We start from the raw sequence: 16,597 nt of genomic DNA on the forward strand, positions 1-16,597 counted from the left end.
CAGTGTGCGAAGGACATGACGTTGGTGAACTTTGAGCCGGCGCGCTTTGCCATCAGCCTTTGTGCGGGCGGCGGCAACGTCATCGGCAGGCGAGATCGTCGGGTTCTGGACGATGCTGATGGTGCAGCCGTCCTGCTTCAAAATGTCGTAGACACTCCTCCAGCCGGCGCCATCGGCGGACCCACGCTACGAAATGCCAGCCGAGGAGCGATGGTACACCTCAATTCGGAGCGTCCATCCTGATCGGGTAGTCAATCGATAGACGATGGGTTGTGCAAAGTTTGAGTTGACCGTTTCCGATGGCGAGGCGACACTTGCAACCTGCAGCAAGACAGGAGGAAAATGATGGCCGAGCCAGATCCCTGGCGCCACATGGCAAGCGCGCCGAAAAACGGCAGTCGGATCCTCGTTACGATCCGCCCGTCCGAACAGGGGGCGGCAGAAGTTGACCTCGCATATTGGTCGAATGGCGATCAGTTCGGTGCAGAAGGCTGGCGCGCCTCTGATTCCTCGCCCGGCCGCATCATCGAATACGCCGAGCCCGAATTGAAGTGCTGGATGCCGATGCCCTCGGCCAATCTCAATCGCACCTCAATGCCCTCACCCTGGGAAGGCGAAGACGAGCGAGAGCTCGACGGATCAGGGATTTAAGAACTCGCGCCGCCATGTTGCGCTTCCTCGTACACGACGGGGTCAAAAGGACTTTTGAGACGTGTGCTTGCAGCCTGTGGAACGCCTAATCTCAATCCGACGTAAAGGTCGCCTTGGGTAGAATTGAACCACTGCCCCTTGGCCCGTCTGTTACGAATGTCTGTCGTAGCATTAGACCGCCGGAACCAGTGGCTATCCTAGCCAGAAACGCCGCACCGTTGCGCATAGGCCTCCATCTCGGGCTTCAGCCCGGCAAAAGCCGAGAGCACGTGCATCTTGAGTTGCAGCGCTGCTGGCCCAGGCGGCATCAGTTTTGATTGCACGAAGCCAAGCGCGCGCGGCACGCCGCTCGGCAGGATGGGTAACGCGGTGATGTTGTCGGTTTCCCGCCGAGCGAAGACCACGCCGAAGGGCAGCACGGCGAGGCTGTCAGAATGGGCGAGATGGGCGAGAATGCCGGCGAGCGAGGCGCCGGAGAAATTGATGCGCACATGCTCGGCGCCCAGATTGACTAGCGCAGTTCTGAGATCGGCGCTCAGCGGACTTCCGGCAGGTGGCTCGATCCAGGGATACCGCAGCAGGTCGGCAGGCAGGAGCCTGTCCGATGCAAGAAGCGGATGTCCCGAGCGACAGGCAACCACATTGCGCCCTGTCAGGATCGGGTCGAAGGTCAGATCGCTATCTGCATCGAAGACCTCGACCGGACAGATCGCGAGGTCCAGCTGCCCAGCTCTGATCTTTTCGGCAAGGCTCGTCGTGTAACCATAGACCTGCTCGATTCTAACGTTCGGCCTTGTCCGCTGGAATTGGCCGACCATCGCCGAGACCAGCGCGTCCATGAAAAACGGCGTGCCGCCGATCCTGATATCGCCACGCTCGCCACGCCTGAATGACTGGGCCACGTCGCTCGCTCGCGCCGTTGCGCGCCGTACCGCTGCACCGAGATCGGCAAGATCCCGACACAAGGGAGTCGGCTCCATCGGGCGGCGGTTGCGCAGAAACAATGGCTCACCCAGCCGCTTTTCCAGAAAGGCGACTGTGCGTGACAAGCCGGGCTGCGTCATTCCCAGCATTTCCGCCGCCTCGGACATGCCGCCGGCATCGACGATCGCCCAGAGCTGTAGCAGATGGCGCGGATCAATCTGCAAGAAGAGATTCTCCCAAGTTCCGTGTTCCGCTCACAACATAACATAATGGTATGTTATCTGGAGATATCATTATTCGAATTCACCTTCGTCCGTCGCTACTGTTTTCCTCGAGATGGAGCCGCAAGCGATTTCGCGGCCCCGTTCAGGGAGGAACCGATGAGGGAATTCGACTATCAGGGGTCCCCGGCAAGAATTAGGTTCGGCGCCGGCGCCGCGCGGGGGTGGCAGAAGCTGTTGAAGCCTTGGGCTGCAAGCGTGCCCTCGTGCTCTCCACACCACAGCAAGCCAACGATGCCGGTGCCATCGTCAACCTTTTGGCGGATCGCGCCGCTGGATTGTTCACGCAGGCGACCATGCACACGCCCGTCGAGATCACCGAACAGGCGCTCAAGGCCATGCGCGACAACGACGCGGACTGCACCGTCGCTTTCGGCGGCGGCTCGACTACCGGGCTCGGCAAAGCGATCGCCTATCGCCTCGATACGCCTCAGATCGTCATACCCACAACCTATGCCGGCTCGGAGGTCACACCCATCCTTGGGCAGACTCAGGCGGGGCGCAAGGAGACGGTACGTGCAGCGTCGATTCTGCCGGAACTGGTGATCTATGATCCGGAACTCACGCTCAGCCTGCCGGTCCCAATGACGATGACCAGCGGCCTAAACGCCATGGCCCACGCCGCCGAGGCACTCTACGCTCGCGATCGTAACCCGATTTCCTCGCTAATGGCGACGGAAGGCCTGAGAGCCCTCGCTGAGGCCCTACCGCGCATCGCTATGGCGCCGCGGGATCTGTCGGCCAGAAGCGATGCACTCTACGGCGCCTGGCTGTGCGGCACTGTGCTTGGCACAGTCGGCATGTCGTTGCATCACAAGCTCTGCCATGTGTTAGGGGGGGCCTTCGACCTGCCGCATGCGGAGACCCATGCGATCGTTCTGCCCCACGCAATCGCCTTCAACGCGGCCGCCGCTGCCGACGAACTTCGGCCGCTCAGTGCGATTTTCGGGGAAACCTCCCCCGGTGCGGCAATACACGGTTTTGCGGTCAAGATCGGCGCCCCGACAGCCCTCAGGGAGATCGGTTTTCGGGAGGAAGATATCGGCCGCGCCGCGGAGATCGCCACAGCGAACCCCTATTGGAACCCGCGGGAAGTGACACGGGCCGATATTCACGCGCTGCTCGCCGCGGCATGGCGAGGCGACGCGCCCTGAACGCGCGCGCCGAGACATATCTGCAAAACGGGAGGATAACATGAATCAATCCAAGGCATCGCCGCCTGTGGTGCACCGGCAAGTGGCCGTTATCGGTTGCGGGCCTGCGGGCCTGACTGCCGCCTCGCTCCTCGGACAAGCCGGCCATAATGTCATCGTTATCGAGCGCTGGCCCGAACCCTACGGCCTGCCCCGCCTCAGCCATATCGACGGCGAGACGGCACGCCTGGTCGCCTCGGCCGGGGATATCGGTCATGCCCTTCGCGACGCGCAGGCGATCGACACCTACCACTACCTCGACGATCAGGGAAACATTCTGATCGATCTGGACTGGAAGGGGCAGCAATGCGGTTTTCCCGCCCATATTTCGATCTTCCAGCCGGAAATCGAGGACGCGATCTATTCCCGCGCACAGCCTCTGCCGAACGTCGAGTTCCTACGCGGCTGGGAAGTCTCCAAGCTCGAGCAGAGTGCGGATAAGGTCGTTCTGGAAGCCCAACCCTGGGACGGTTCGTGGAAGGCGGTTTCTGACGGGGGCGATCCAGTCCGCAGGATCGAGGTGGACTATGTGATCGGCGCGGATGGCGCCAACAGTTTCACGCGCCGCGCACTCGGCATCGCGCGTCACCAGTACGGCCATCATGAACGTTGGCTCAATCTTGATTCCGAATACGTCAAGGATCTCGGCGACCGCTTTGCCATTACCTCGATCTATTGCGACCCGGCACGGGCGCACATGTACATGCCGATCGGCAAATCCCGCGTGCGTTTCGAGATGCGCGTGCTGCCGGGCGAGGAAACCAGCTACTGGGAAGACATCAAGAATGGCCTTGCCTGGCTCAGCGAGCAGCATGGCATCGGGCTCGACGAAATCCGGCCGATCCGCAACGTTGTCTATACATTTGACCCCGCGATCACAAAAAGCTGGAAGGAAGGCCGGGTCATGCTGGTGGGCGATGCCGCCCACACGATGATGCCCTATATGGGCCAGGGCGCCTGTTCGGCCATTCGCGACAGCGCCAATCTTGCATGGAAGCTGGACCTCGTGTTGCGGGGCAAGGCCGAGCCGGAGCTTCTCGATACCTATGAAGCAGAGCGGCGCCCGCATGTCACGCAGATCACCAAGACCTCGACCATGCTCGGCAAGGTCGCCAACGAGGACGACCCGGCGAAGGTGGCTGAACGCAATGCACTCTTCCTGTCCGGAAACATGCCGCCGCCCCCGCCCTTCCCCAAGATCGAGACCGGCGTGGTGCATGTGGAGCCCGATGGTAACCTCCTCACCCCCACCGGTGCACCAACGCCACAGGGTCTCGTGCGCGCCGGCGGCCGCGAAGGCTTGATGGACGACGTGGTGGGGCGCGGCTTCCTGATCGTCAGCCGGACCGACCCGAGCCTCCATCTGGATCCCGCGACCCACGCTTTCTTCGACGCCATCGGTGGTCGCTGGATCGTCGTCGGCGACACCGATGCTGCGCCCGATCAAGTCGCAGATCTTGACGGCGTGCAACTGGCGTTTCTGGAGAGAAATGGTTTCGCCGCCTATCTGCGCCGTCCCGATTTCCTGATGTATGGTGCAGTCCGGGATCTCTCCGATCTCCCCACCCTGCTGCGCGGCCTTCGCGACAGGCTGCACTGGCTGCATCAGCCTGTACCCACCTTTGAGACCACCATGGAGGCACGGGCATGACCGAGGACTCGGTCATCAAGGCGAACCTTGCCCATCAGCGGGCCATGCCACTGACGCGGCTTCTCGACTGCGGCATGGACCCGGGGGATGCGCGCCGGCTTCATGCCCGCATCTCGGAGGGCGAGCCCTGGGATGCGGTGGCAGAAACCATCGCCACCGAGCGCCTGCAACAGGCCGACCGGGCCGAGGCTGAAGGAAACATCGTCACCGCCGGCGAGGCACGGCAGCGCGGCATCGCCGCGCTGGTCTACGCCCAGATGGCCTTCAATTTCGACGAACCCCGCAAGGTCGCGCTGTATCGCAGGCTGGTCGCCGCCTGTCGGAAGCTCACCCCTGTCTTCGGCCTGCCCTTCGAGCGGGTCGAGACCGGATATTCGGGAAAAAGCCTGATCGGCTGGCTGGTGCGCCCCGCAAGCGGAAGTGCAAACGGCACCGTCATCCTGTTCGGCGGCCAGAGCGGCTGGGGCATCGCCTATCTGCCAATCGCCCGGGAGCTGGCGCGCCGCGGGCTTGCCACCCTTCTCGCCGAAGGCCCCGGCCAGGGCGAGACCCGCATCGAGCAAGGCCTTTATCTTCAGGCGGGGGTCGAGGCCGCCTATAGCCGCTGGGTCGATGTAATCCTGGACGATCCGAGCCTCGGCGCGCCGGGCATCTGGGGCAACAGCTACGGCGGCCTGTGGGCGGCACGCACTGCGGGCAGCGACAGCCGCATCCGCGCCTGTTGCGTCAACGGCTCCTTCGCCCACCCCGCCATCCTGCCCTTCCGCACGGCCTTCGAGCAGAGCGCGGCAATGATCGGCACCGAGGATCGAGCGATGATTGAGGCTGTCATGGAAAAGCTGCGTTTCGATCCGGCGCGGGACAGAATCGCCTGCCCGCTTCTCGTCCTGCACGGAGGCGCCGATCCGCTGGTGGCACTGGAGGACCAGCAACCCTTCCTCGATGCCGCGACGGGCGAGGCCGCCCTCCGCGTCTGGCCGGACGGTGAGCACACGATATACAACCACAGCTTCGAGCGGACGGCACTCGTCGGCGACTGGTTCGCCGCACGGCTCGACCGATCCGCCTGACAGGGAGCGATTGATGCGCCGTTATTTCACTGAGGAACACTCCGCCGAGACTGTGAACGGCAGGATTGGCGTAGACGTGGCACCGCGCATGCGTCAGGTCATGGCGAGCCTCGTTCGACATCTGCATGATTTTATCAAGGACGTGGAGTTGACCCAGCGGGAATGGGAGTTGGCCGTTGATTTCCTCACCCGCGCCGGCCAGACCTGTACCGACACACGGCAGGAGTTTATCCTGCTCAGCGACGTCCTTGGGCTTTCCATGCTGGTCGACGCCATCGGCAACCGTCGTCCCGAAGGCGCGACGGAGAACACCGTCTTCGGCCCGTTCCACGTCGCCAACGCGCCGATCCGGGCGATGGGGGAAAGCATCAGTCTGGACGGTAAGGGCGAAAGCTGCCTGTTCCACGGCCGGGTGATTGATCTCGACGGCAACGCAATAGAAGGGGCAACGATCGACGTCTGGTCAGACAATGCCGATGGCTTCTACGACGTTCAGCAGCCGGACCTGCAGCCGAAATGGAACAACCGCGGACGCTTCGTCACGGGCGCCGACGGCGCCTACAGCTTCGTCGGTATCAAGCCTGTCAGTTATTCCATTCCCGACGACGGGCCTGCTGGGGACCTGTTGGAGGCGCTCCATCGCCACCCCTGTCGCCCGGCCCACATGCATTTCCTTGTAACTGCTCCGGGCCACCAGAAGGTTGTCACCCACATCTTCACCGGCGGCGACCCCTTCCTCACTTCCGACGCCGTTTTCGGTGTCAAATCCTCCCTGATCGCTGATTTCGAGCGCATCGACGGCGCGACCTCGTGGCAGGCCGCATTCGATTTCGTCATGGTGCAGGAGGACAGATTCGAACATCGCAGCTGCAGTAACGTCAGATAGTCGTGAACTGTAGCTTTTGAGTGAGGTCGAACGCGGACCCCGCCGGCAGCTTGGGAGAATAATGAGCGTACCAGGCGACGGCAACAGCGCTGCCAGAGCCCGTTCGCGCGCGGCTTGACCGGTTAAAGGCCTCGTCTCGGAGGATCAGCATCGCGACGGCCAACGGCCGGGATCCGGGAGGCCTAGGCCCGGCAAGCCGCTCCGTTTGATTGAGGGATCGCAGACCACGAGGTTTTCGAGACCTCGCCCCTGACTTCCCCGCTCTGACCCGCGACCGAGCAATTTCGATGATGTCGTCCCGGGCCGCGGTTGGATCGTCCTTACTCCAGGCGACCCCAAGACCGATCCGGAAGTCGATACCCCTCACCTTCCTGAGCTCGAAATTGCGGTTGGGAAGATCCAGCGTCCATTCCGGCGCAAAGCCGATGCCAAGACCGGCCGAGACCAGTGACACCACCGAGAAGGTGTCGTCGCAGGTATAGGCGACGCTCTTTGCAAGATCGTGCGCCTCGAACTTTTCAGCAAAGCAGCGCTCGGTGAACGACAGGTTCTGACGCGAGAACGAGATGATCTTCTCGCCCTTCAGATCCTCGATGCAGATCTCGCTTCTGGCCAACGGCACGACATAGGGTCACGTACGGACCAGGCTTCTCGTCGGTGCACGCATCGGCGTTCGGTCCTCAACCATCGAATTGATCGAGAAGTCAGAAGCGGTAGGGGCGATCCAACTCAACACGCCGCGCCGCGCCGCCGAGGCCGCAGATTGCACCCCTTGTCCACATCCTCTCTGGGGCTCTGGAGAAACATGACGGACCTCTTCTCGTCCTCGAGCATGTCACAGCACGTCCTGACCTATGGCTTCGTCTTTCCGCAGATCTTGGCTTTACTTCAAAGCAATTCTCCGCAGTTCCCTTTCGATATCTAATATAGATTTCATATTAAATTGCCTCCATTTGGAAGATTAATTCGGAGTTGATTTACGCAATTAGTTAAATAGATTTGATGCTTGGTGATTTTATTCGAGTGATCGCAAGTATTGGCATAAGTCTATCGAAAGGTATGGCGAGATGGCAAAGATCGTAGGCTCGTACTCAAACGATGCTTTGAAAGGCTCGGAGGTAACCGACTACATCTGGGGCCTGCCCGGCAGCGATACGATCGATGGGGGCGGCGGCGACGATTTTGTCGATGGTGGGGCTGAAAGCGACACCCTGACAAGTTCGAACGGCTACGATCGCCTCGACGGCGGTGCCGGTGATGACCAGATCGTTCTCACCGGGACCGGCGGCGCAGTTACCGGAGGCAGCGGTTACGACGGCCTTGTCGTCGACTTCTCGCAAAGCGCAGACCGGATGGTCTTCAACGGTGCCAGCGGCCATGGCTATGCTGGCGACCCGAGCGCCACAAACCGGCACATCTTCTTCCACGATATCGAGTGGCTGCGCCTGCTCGCCGGCAGTGGTGACGACCGGATCACCGGAACTGCCGGGGGCGATCGGATTTCGACCGGTGCCGGCAACGACGTCGTCAATGCGGGCGCGGGACAGGACATCATCACCAATACGGGTGGTCACGACCGTCTCGACGGCGGTGATGGAAATGACCGCTTCGTGCTTGTCGGGACGGGCAGCGCCGTTTTCGGCGGTGCCGGAGACGATACGCTGGCCGTCGACCTCTCGGCATCGGCCGCTCCGGTCGTGTTCAACCTGGAGAATGGTCACGGCATCATCGGATACGGGACGCAGGAGGAGCGGCATCTCTTCATCCAGTACCAGGATGTCGAGCGGATTGTGCTGACGACGGGACGCGGAAGCGATCATATTACGGGTAGCGCACTTGGCGACGTTATCGAGACGGCAGGCGGCAACGATTTCGTCGACGCCGGCGCGGGCGATGACATGATCACCGACGGGCTCGGTGCCAACCGTCTTTTTGGCGGCGACGGCCGCGACCAGATCGTCTCGACACTCTACTCCGCCGAGATCGATGGCGGCGCCGGCCAGGACTGGCTCTATATCAAGGAGACGCAGAGCACGAGCGACCTCACTGTCGATTTCGCTGCCGGTGAGGCCTCGACCGGCACAGTGTTGCGCGGCATAGAGGAGGCAAGCCTCGCGCTTGGCAGCGGCAACGATCGGGTCATCGCGGGTGATCTTACCTATCTCGTGGTCGATGCCGGCGCGGGAAACGATCATCTCGAAGGCGGTGCCAGGCGTGACCGGTTCGATGGCGAGGAGGGCAACGACTACATCGATGCCGGCGCCGGAGACGACATGATAGAGACAGGCGCTGGCGATGACGTGGCTTTTGGCGGCGACGGCAGGGATACGCTTGCCAATGACGGCGGCAGCGACATGCTCGATGGCGGCGCCGGCGATGACTGGCTGCAGGACACCTTTCCCGGCAGCGGCACCCTTGGCGTCGCGTCGATCCTGCGCGGCGGCGCGGGCAACGACACGATCAATGCCCGTTACCTCGGAGAGGTCGATGGCGGCGAAGGCCGGGATCTATTGAACCTCAACTATGGCGGCTTGCCGCAGGTAACCGACTTCGACGCGACACGCGGCGCAACACACACCGGCTTGGCCTTCACCAATGTGGAGTACTTCAACGTCTCATCCGGGCGCTACGACGACGTGCTGCGCGGCGCCGACGACAATGACACCCTCTATTCGTCGAGCGGCAACGATATCCTCGATGGGCGTGGTGGGGACGACACGCTGAGGGGCGCCTCGGAAAACGACCAGCTTTTCGGCGGCGAAGGTGCGGATTTTCTCGACGGCGGCTCGCAGGACGACCTGTTGAGTGGCGGCAATGGCGCCGACCTGTTGAAGGGCGACAGCGGCGCCGACACGTTTCTGTGGTCGTCGGAAACCTCCGGCCAGGCGGGCCTCGATCACATTCTCGATTTCGTTGGCAGGCAGGGCGATCGGATCGCCTTTTCCGAAGAGGCCCAGGACGCCACAGGCATTCACAGCTATGCCGATTTTCTTGCCGCCGCCAGCGATACGACCGACGGCTTGTTCATCGCCTTCAACGGCTCCGATGTCGAAGGCATTCTGATTGAGCATGTTTCGCTCTCGGCTCTCATGGAAAGCGATGTCGTCTTCGGTCTCGGCTGACGGCACGCTAGGCCTCAGCTTTCCGGAGGCCCGCATTCGCCTGCAGCCGCGGCTTCGTTGGCCACCGTGGTCAGGCGTCCATCGATGGGATGACGCCGCCGGTCCATACGCCGTGTCGAGGTCGTGGATGACCGCGAGGAGCCGGGATGCCATGGTTCGCCGATCACGACATTGTTGCCGCCCGCGGCCCTGCCTGCAAGCCACCATCGGAGCGCAAACATGGTTCTGCGATCCACAATCCCCGTGGCAGAAAGGAACCGTCGAAAACACCAACAGACGGGCCAGGAAATGGCTTTCGAGAGAGGTCGATCCCCTGTCGCTCAGCGACTGCGATCTAACCGAAATCTGCAATCATCTGAACGCAACACCGCGCAAATGCCTCGGCTACAAACCACCCGCCGAAGTCTTCCGCCAGAAACGCGCGCGCAGATCAGGCGCACCGGTCAGCCTCTCAAAGCCCGCAGGTCGCGGTTCAGCGTGAACGCAAAGCGCATTGAACTATTGCCCAATGCGACGCTCCTGCATTTCTTCGCCCACAAAGCAATTGTAGTCTGCTCGGTCGTCGACGCGTTGCAACAGTGGCTCGAACCGCTTCAGGTCGCTCACGTTCGGTCCAAGTATCTCGACAATGAGCTTGCTCAGAATAGCCTCCGCAAAATCGCCAGGATCTGAGACTTTCAACAGAAAGGCCCCATCTCCACCGATGACACAATTCTCATAATAAGCGTCGAGGTCCGGAATCGATGCGGAATCCTGACGCGTCAACATGATGGGCAGTCCATCGATCACGATGCCTTGGGCGACAGTCGAATTACGGGCAACGGGTACCGGCACACCGGAGTTGTTCGGCCCATCTCCCGATATGTCGACCACGCGTCGCATTCCCTGGAACGGGCTAGCTAAGAAGAGGTTTCGTGAAAACGCCAGCGTGTTGGAAATCGAGGTGAACGATATCCTCCTCATCGGTTGCTGGCGCAGAGCATCGGCGAATTGGCCCGCAGTGCTGGGGCCATCGATCAGCGTCCAAGGCATGATCTGGACAGCAGAGCCACCCCACTCAACGTATGTCACGGCGATTTTGCCGATAGGCCCGTCCTCTATTGCATTGACGAGTTCGGGCTGGAGAAATGCATTCACATAGCCTTGACGTTGCGCACGCTGTTCGTCGATCTCCATTGAGTAGGAGACATCGACGGCAAGAACCAACTCAAGATCAACGTCAAATTGAGAAAGCTGAGCGGGCGTGCTGCCCCCCAGAAGGCCAAAGCAGACAAGAAGCGCGCATTGCGGTTTCATCGCGATCGGAAGCCCAGTGCACGATCATACTACGCCCGTTCAGCGAGCTCGCAATACAGGGATGCTAGCTCAGATTCAGCACCTGTCCGCTCTTGGCGCACCCACCCATTCCAGACGAAAAGGGGCGGGCCGATGGACCGGCCGCCCTTCGGAAAGCCAGCTGTGAACCCTTGCCTTGAAGGGTTTCGAACCGCCGACCTCGCTATGCCTGCCAGCAGAGTCCATGAACCCCAAGATTAGGGAATCACACGACAACTCGATCACCATCTCCAGCAGTGCACAGTTCTTCTGTGCCGCGACACCCTCGTTCTCCCGATTCAGGGTGCCAGTTCACTGTCGCGGGCGTTGCGCCGGATAGTCTGGGGCGGCTGTCCGAGTGCCCGCAGAAAAGCCCGGCGCATGCGATCGCTATCGGCGAAGCCGGTTTCCTCCGCGATCACATCCATGGAGTGGCGGCCTTGTTCCATCAGCAGCCGCGCCGCCTCGACGCGCAGGTTCTCCACCGCCTTGGCCGGCGACTGCCCCGTCTCTGACCGGAAGGCGCGGCTGAACTGGCGCGCGCTCAAGCCCGCCGCATCCGCCAGTTCGTCCACCGACAGAACGCTGCGCAGATTGGCCTTGGCATAGTTGACCGATTTCTGGATCCGGTCCGACTTCGGGTCCAGTTCGAGCAACGCCGAGAACTGCGATTGGCCGCCGGCCCTGCGGTGGTAGACCACGAGCTTGCGTGCGACCGAGCGAGCAACGTCCTGACCATGGTCCTTCTCGACCATGGCGAGAGCCAGGTCGATGCTTGCCGTCATTCCCGCCGACGTCCATACGGAGCCATCGACGATGAAGATGCGATCCTCCTCGACCTTGACGGCCGGGAACCGCTCCCGGAGCTGGCGCGCAAAAAGCCAATGCGTCGTCGCACGGCGCCCATCCAGCAGCCCGGATTCTGCAAGAATGAAGGCGGCGGTACAGGGGCCAGCCAGCCGACGCGCAGTTTGCAGGGAATGGCGCGCGAACTCGATAAGGCCCGGTGTCATCGGCTCGATCGTCGTGCCGGCTCCAAACATCACGGTGTCGTAGGTCGTATCGTCGAAGGCTTTCGTGATGACACCAAACCCAGCCGACGACTTGATCTCTCCGCCGGCTTCGGAAAGCAACGTTATCTCGTAAGCCGGCTCTCCAAGCTGAATGTTGGCCATCTCGAAGGCAGTGACCGCTGCAAAACCGAGGAGCTGGAATCCTGGAAACACGACGTAACCGATCTTGTGCATGGCACACCACCTTTTGTCTGAAACCGCCGCTTATATCACATTTGCGCCATCGCAAGAAGCGCCCTCGTCCGCACGCGAAGTGGATGTTGCATACATTGACGGACGCCAGCAGCGGATCTTCGACGACGCTATCATCCGTGCCCCGCAAGAAGGCACGGCGCCTCGTCGGGAACCGGATGCCGTCCGCCTCATCGTAGTCGTAGACGCCCTGCGACAAGATGCAGACGGGTACGCAATCCGGTTTTCGGTGGATTGCGTACCCGAATACGGCCTCGCGGAGGGTTACAACGGTAGCGGCTTGCCGGCCTGCTCCTGTACGATGTAGTCGGCGTACCAGTCCGGCCAGTTCTCATCATGCTTGCCGCCGGTTCGCTTTTCGTGCTCGCCGTGGGCGGCTGCCGCGCGCCGTAGCGCGCCTGCGAGTTCGCTCGACGAGGTGAATGTCGTGATGTCCGTGTCGACGCGTCCAGGCAATCGTTCGGTGACCTCCTGGAGCAGCCAGCCGTTGCCGTCCGGATCGGCGAACGAGGCGGAGGAGCGGTAGCTGCGCCGTTCCGGATCCCTGCCGCTGATTGGCGGCTGCCCAGGACCGGCGCGGTGGATGATCTCGCTCACGTCGGCGCCGCGACCGATGAGTTCGGCGCGGGCAGCTTCGATATCCGAGACGACGAGATACAGCCCGCGTGCCGATCCGGGTGCCGCCGACGTCAGCCCTGTGCCGAAGTGGATCGAGCTCGGTGATCCCGGCGGTGTGAACTGTACGACCCGGAATGTGTCACCGACCGCGAAGTCGGCGTCGAGCCTCCAACCCAGGCCGTCATAAAAGCGTTTTGCGCGGTCAACGTCCGAAACAGGGATAACAACGACCTCAAGTTTCAGGTCGACCGTTTGCAGTTTGAGGGTTTTGGTTGCAATGGTCATGGCTTTTTCCTTGTGGCTGGGAAGGCGGCGCGCCAATGGCGCCCCTTCTTTCTCAAAATCGACTAACGCAGCGACCTGAAGGAGACTCGCAACTCTTCAGTGAAGACTTCCGGCTGTTCCCAGGCCGCAAAGTGCCCGCCCTTAGGCAGACGATTGTAGTGGATCAGCTTCGGAAAGGCTTTCTCAGTCCAACTGCGGGGGGCGGTGTAGATTTCGTCAGGAAAAGCACTCACCGCGACCGGGATGGTCACGCCCTTGGGCGCGAAGAAAGCGAGCTTGCTTTCCCAGAAGAGACGGCCCGAAGACAGCCCCGTGTTCGTCAGCCAGTAGAGCGTGATGTTGTCGAGGATGTCATCGCGCGTCAGCCCTTCACTAGCCCCGTCAAAGACCCGGCCGATCAGCTTCTGGCTCTCCGGATCATGATCAATCATCCATGCGGTAAGGGCGATGGGTGAATCGTCCAGGCCGTAGAGTGTCTGTGGCCGGGCTCCCATTTCCAACGCGTAGCCGACACGATGCTTGTAGAAGAAATCGAGCTGCTTCCACGCGTACTCCTCGTCGGCCGTCAGGCCCGTCGGCTGCGGACCGCCGGCCAGCGCCGCGGAAATGTTATCGGGAAGCGTGCCGGGCATGTTGGTGTGGATGCCAAGCAGCCCTTCAGGCTTCTGTAGCGCCATCTGCTCGTTAACTGCGTCACCCCAGTCGCCGCCCTGCGCAACATATTTCTTGTAACCCAGGCGGTCCATCAGAACGGCCCAGGCCCGTGCGATACGCTGCGGATCCCAGCCGAGCTCGGTGGGCTTGCCGGAAAAGCCGTACCCGGGGATTGATGGAATTATGACATCAAACGCATCGGCTGCGGTACCGCCGTGCGCTGTCGGATTGGTCAACGGATCGATGATCTTCAGCTGCTCGATGATCGAGCCGGGCCAACCATGTGTAATGATAACCGGCAGCGCGTTCGGGTGCTTCGACTTCACCTGAATGAAGTGGATATCGACGCCGTCGATGTTCGTCACGAACTGAGGCAAGGCGTTCAACCTCGCCTCCACCTTTCGCCAGTCGTGCTGGTTGGCCCAATAGTCGGCAAGCTTCCGCATCGTGGCCAGTCGCACGCCCTGAGTATCGTCCGTGACCAGCTCCTGATCGGGCCACTTGGTTGCGACGATGCGCCGCTTGAGATCGGCAAGGGCCTCGTCGGCTGCACGGAACTGGAATGGACGAATGGTTTCGTCGACAGCCGGCTGGGCATCGGACGCACCGTTTACGGAAGCCTGCGCAACCTGGATGCCGCTGCGCGCAGAAGAACTCGTTTCGGCGTGAGCCACGACCGCGGGAAGAAAAATTGCGATCGTTCCAGCGAGTGCATAGGCGGCAAGGCGATTGCGCTTGCCAATTATCGAATAGGATCTCGACATGATCATTCTCCTTGTTTCGAGGATCGGCGAGACGCCGCCGACATAGGCGTGCATTTCAGTGGGTCGCTGAAGACCGGAATTACCCTGCGGCTCGATATCGAACAGCAGGCGCGCTGAGCGAAAGGTTCGGCATGAGCTTTTGCCGCGCCGCTTCGTAAGCCTCCCAGTCGCGTGCGTCCGGAAGCGCCGGAATGGTGACCAACTCGCCGAGGTCAAAGCCTGCAAGCGAGGCATCCACCATATCCTCGGCGGACATGACGATCTCGGTCGGCACATGTTCCAGGGGCGTCCCGGCGATGCCCCAGAAATCGGTCGCCGTGGCACCCGGAAGAACGGCCTGGACGCGGATATTGTTGTCGGCAAGCTCCTTCTGGAGCGACAGGGTGAAGGCCAGCACGAAGGCTTTGCTCCCGCCATACACACCATTCAGCAGCTCCGGTGCGATACCGACGATCGAGGCGATGTTGATGATCGCGCCGGTGCCACGCTTCACGAAGCCGGGCACCGCAGCATAGGTCAACCGCGTCAGCGCATTGACGTTCAGCGTGATTAGCTCTTCCATCTTGTCGATATCGGACGCCAACAGCGGGGCGGTCGCACCGACGCCGGCATTGTTGACCAGCGTGGTTATGCTGGCATCGGTATGTAGCACTTGCTCTACGCGACCGAGATCGTCCTTGTTGCCGAGGTCCGCTCCGATCACTTCGACAGCGCGACCTGTCTCGTCGGTGAGCCGCTTGGCGAGCGCATTGAGACGCGCCTTGTTGCGGGCCACGAGGATCAGGTCATAGCCCCGGCGCGCCAGCCGATCGGCGTAAATCGCGCCGATACCAGAAGAAGCGCCGGTAATCAGTGCGGTATCCTTCGAATTCCCAGTCATGACAATCTCCATCAGGTTGAATTTCCAGCCCTGATGTTAAGACGAAGCCCGCCCGTCTCAAATGTCGTATATCCGTCAATTTAGGACGCGCGCCCAGCGCCCGGCTCGAATACGAGGAGCGTTCAGCGCGCGGGCACGAAGGATGGCGGTCGGCTCGCTTGAACTCTTTCAGCGCAAGCGCGACACAGCAGACGACATCCTGTCGTCTGACTGCTTCACGGGGCCGTCTTCGACGATCTCGACCAGCGTTATGATCCGATTGGCCGGCGGACAGGCTTGGCACGTGGGCGCCGGACCGCAACTAGGCCTGCAGAAACGTCAGCAGCGTCATGGTAGCACAGCCGGACGAAGCCGGGTTCTGGCCGATAACCACCCGATCGTCCATGACGGTAAAATCGGCCCATTCGCCAGCTTTTTCATAATGGCCGCCCAGACGTTTCAGTTCGTCCTCGACGAGGAAGGGCCTCGTGACCAACAAATCCTCGCTTCGGTCCACTCAAGTACAGGCTGTCCTATCCTCGGGTGTAGCCTTCCCTCTCCCTTGATCCGATCGACCGCCAACATCCGTCAACATAGACTCCGCCACGTGACACGTCTCAATCACGCAAAACAGGAGCGCATCATGTCGCAGGCAGAGCTGGTCGCCTGGTATGACCTGCACCGCTCGAAGGCGACGCCGAAAAACGACTGGAGCTGATGGCCATGGCCTCGGATGAGGCCACCCCGCGCGCCTGCGCGCTGCTGTGTCAGAATGCCCTCGCCGTCCTGCGGGTAGCGACGCTCATTGGTACCTTCTTGCGCGACGGCGTCGGCTTCTGGCTGGTGACGGGTTTGTGCGCAGCCCCTATGGCTGCGGCTCGCATCCGTTGGCCGCTTTGCGCCAAAGAACGAACCCGCTCGCGCGGGAGGGGTGCGGGCTGAGGCGTGTGCCTCGTTGACGGTATCGGCGAGGCTTTGATCGGACCAGGGGTGACGAACGGCCGGAGTCCTCCGAGCATGAAGGGGTCAACCTTCAGCTTGAGAGGAGCATCCGATGACC

The 16,597-nt window shown here is 61.5% G+C and carries 11 protein-coding genes and 6 pseudogenes; 8 read left to right on the plus strand and 9 right to left on the minus strand.

The features are described 5' to 3' along the window. Positions 1–63: 63 nt before the first annotated feature. Positions 64–174, minus strand: a pseudogene (locus BKP54_RS36720) (alpha/beta hydrolase); the annotation flags it as partial. 171 nt (positions 175–345) lie between these two features. Between BKP54_RS36720 and BKP54_RS24275 the strand changes: the two are divergent. After that, positions 346–651 (plus strand): hypothetical protein, encoded by a 306-nt coding sequence (locus BKP54_RS24275; RefSeq protein WP_025428240.1) that lies wholly within the window; start codon positions 346–348, stop codon positions 649–651. A 197-nt stretch (positions 652–848) separates the two neighbouring features. Here BKP54_RS24275 and BKP54_RS24280 read toward each other — a convergent pair whose 3' ends face one another. After that, complete coding sequence (locus BKP54_RS24280) at positions 849–1,799, minus strand: LysR family transcriptional regulator (RefSeq protein WP_084815043.1); 951 nt, start codon at positions 1,797–1,799, stop codon at positions 849–851. Between the two features lie 156 nt (positions 1,800–1,955). Here BKP54_RS24280 and BKP54_RS24285 point away from each other — a divergent pair. From BKP54_RS24285 to BKP54_RS24300, 4 genes and pseudogenes are all read left to right on the plus strand, one after another. Continuing rightward, a pseudogene (locus tag BKP54_RS24285) lies at positions 1,956–3,010 on the plus strand (maleylacetate reductase). A gap of 40 nt (positions 3,011–3,050) precedes the next feature. Next, complete coding sequence (locus tag BKP54_RS24290; protein ID WP_051509217.1) at positions 3,051–4,700, plus strand: bifunctional 3-(3-hydroxy-phenyl)propionate/3-hydroxycinnamic acid hydroxylase; 1,650 nt, start codon at positions 3,051–3,053, stop codon at positions 4,698–4,700. Then, positions 4,697–5,770, plus strand: a complete 1,074-nt coding sequence (locus BKP54_RS24295) for a prolyl oligopeptidase family serine peptidase (RefSeq protein ID WP_057217494.1) — start codon at positions 4,697–4,699, stop codon at positions 5,768–5,770. Before BKP54_RS24290 ends, BKP54_RS24295 begins: the two co-directional genes overlap by 4 nt. Before the next feature lie 13 nt (positions 5,771–5,783). After that, positions 5,784–6,656 carry a dioxygenase gene (locus tag BKP54_RS24300; protein ID WP_084815044.1) on the plus strand — a complete coding sequence of 291 codons (873 nt, stop codon included), beginning with the start codon at positions 5,784–5,786 and terminating at the stop codon, positions 6,654–6,656. A gap of 253 nt (positions 6,657–6,909) precedes the next feature. Here BKP54_RS24300 and BKP54_RS36725 read toward each other — a convergent pair. Then, positions 6,910–7,275, minus strand: a pseudogene (locus BKP54_RS36725) (LysR substrate-binding domain-containing protein); the annotation flags it as partial. A gap of 25 nt (positions 7,276–7,300) precedes the next feature. On the opposite strand from BKP54_RS36725, the pseudogene BKP54_RS36730 reads away from it, so the two are divergent. The 3 genes and pseudogenes from BKP54_RS36730 to BKP54_RS36735 all read left to right on the plus strand — a co-directional run. Next, positions 7,301–7,426, plus strand: a pseudogene (locus BKP54_RS36730) (transcriptional regulator); the annotation flags it as partial. A gap of 297 nt (positions 7,427–7,723) precedes the next feature. Then, positions 7,724–9,778 carry a calcium-binding protein gene (locus tag BKP54_RS24315; protein WP_084815046.1) on the plus strand — a complete coding sequence of 685 codons (2,055 nt, stop codon included), beginning with the start codon at positions 7,724–7,726 and terminating at the stop codon, positions 9,776–9,778. A 193-nt stretch (positions 9,779–9,971) separates the two neighbouring features. Beyond that, positions 9,972–10,259, plus strand: a pseudogene (locus BKP54_RS36735) (hypothetical protein); the annotation flags it as partial. A 17-nt stretch (positions 10,260–10,276) separates the two neighbouring features. On the opposite strand, the gene BKP54_RS24325 reads toward BKP54_RS36735, so the two are convergent. The 6 genes and pseudogenes from BKP54_RS24325 to BKP54_RS24355 all read right to left on the minus strand — a co-directional run. Continuing rightward, a complete protein-coding gene (locus BKP54_RS24325) occupies positions 10,277–11,074 on the minus strand; it encodes a DUF1194 domain-containing protein (RefSeq protein WP_057225096.1) in 798 nt (265 codons plus the stop codon). A gap of 317 nt (positions 11,075–11,391) precedes the next feature. Beyond that, entirely contained in the window at positions 11,392–12,339 is a 948-nt protein-coding gene (locus BKP54_RS24330; protein ID WP_025428231.1) for a GlxA family transcriptional regulator, read from the minus strand. A 282-nt stretch (positions 12,340–12,621) separates the two neighbouring features. Then, the gene (locus BKP54_RS24340) at positions 12,622–13,260 is read right to left on the minus strand and encodes a VOC family protein (RefSeq protein ID WP_025428230.1); all 639 of its coding nucleotides are present in this window, start codon (positions 13,258–13,260) and stop codon (positions 12,622–12,624) included. Positions 13,261–13,322: 62 nt separating this feature from the next. Then, complete coding sequence (locus BKP54_RS24345) at positions 13,323–14,588, minus strand: epoxide hydrolase family protein (RefSeq protein WP_198956870.1); 1,266 nt, start codon at positions 14,586–14,588, stop codon at positions 13,323–13,325. A gap of 169 nt (positions 14,589–14,757) precedes the next feature. Then, a complete protein-coding gene (locus BKP54_RS24350; RefSeq protein WP_057220741.1) occupies positions 14,758–15,558 on the minus strand; it encodes an SDR family oxidoreductase in 801 nt (266 codons plus the stop codon). Between the two features lie 301 nt (positions 15,559–15,859). After that, positions 15,860–16,021: pseudogene (locus BKP54_RS24355) on the minus strand (type 1 glutamine amidotransferase domain-containing protein); the annotation flags it as partial. Positions 16,022–16,597 lie beyond the last annotated feature (576 nt).

The organism is Ensifer sp. 1H6, assembly GCF_001976035.1.
Classification (GTDB): Bacteria; Pseudomonadota; Alphaproteobacteria; order Rhizobiales; family Rhizobiaceae; genus Ensifer; species Ensifer canadensis.

What these genes read in the sequence shown, in the direction of transcription:
- BKP54_RS24275 (WP_025428240.1), top strand. Translation starts at nt 346, where the DNA reads ATGGCCGAGCCAGATCCCTGGCGCCACATGGCAAGCGCGCCGAAAAAC.
- BKP54_RS24290 (WP_051509217.1), top strand. Translation starts at nt 3,051, where the DNA reads ATGAATCAATCCAAGGCATCGCCGCCTGTGGTGCACCGGCAAGTGGCC.
- BKP54_RS24295 (WP_057217494.1), top strand. Translation starts at nt 4,697, where the DNA reads ATGACCGAGGACTCGGTCATCAAGGCGAACCTTGCCCATCAGCGGGCC.
- BKP54_RS24300 (WP_084815044.1), top strand. Translation starts at nt 5,784, where the DNA reads ATGCGCCGTTATTTCACTGAGGAACACTCCGCCGAGACTGTGAACGGC.
- BKP54_RS24315 (WP_084815046.1), top strand. Translation starts at nt 7,724, where the DNA reads ATGGCAAAGATCGTAGGCTCGTACTCAAACGATGCTTTGAAAGGCTCG.
- BKP54_RS24325 (WP_057225096.1), bottom strand. Translation starts at nt 11,074, where the DNA reads ATGAAACCGCAATGCGCGCTTCTTGTCTGCTTTGGCCTTCTGGGGGGC.
- BKP54_RS24330 (WP_025428231.1), bottom strand. Translation starts at nt 12,339, where the DNA reads ATGCACAAGATCGGTTACGTCGTGTTTCCAGGATTCCAGCTCCTCGGT.
- BKP54_RS24340 (WP_025428230.1), bottom strand. Translation starts at nt 13,260, where the DNA reads ATGACCATTGCAACCAAAACCCTCAAACTGCAAACGGTCGACCTGAAA.
- BKP54_RS24350 (WP_057220741.1), bottom strand. Translation starts at nt 15,558, where the DNA reads ATGACTGGGAATTCGAAGGATACCGCACTGATTACCGGCGCTTCTTCT.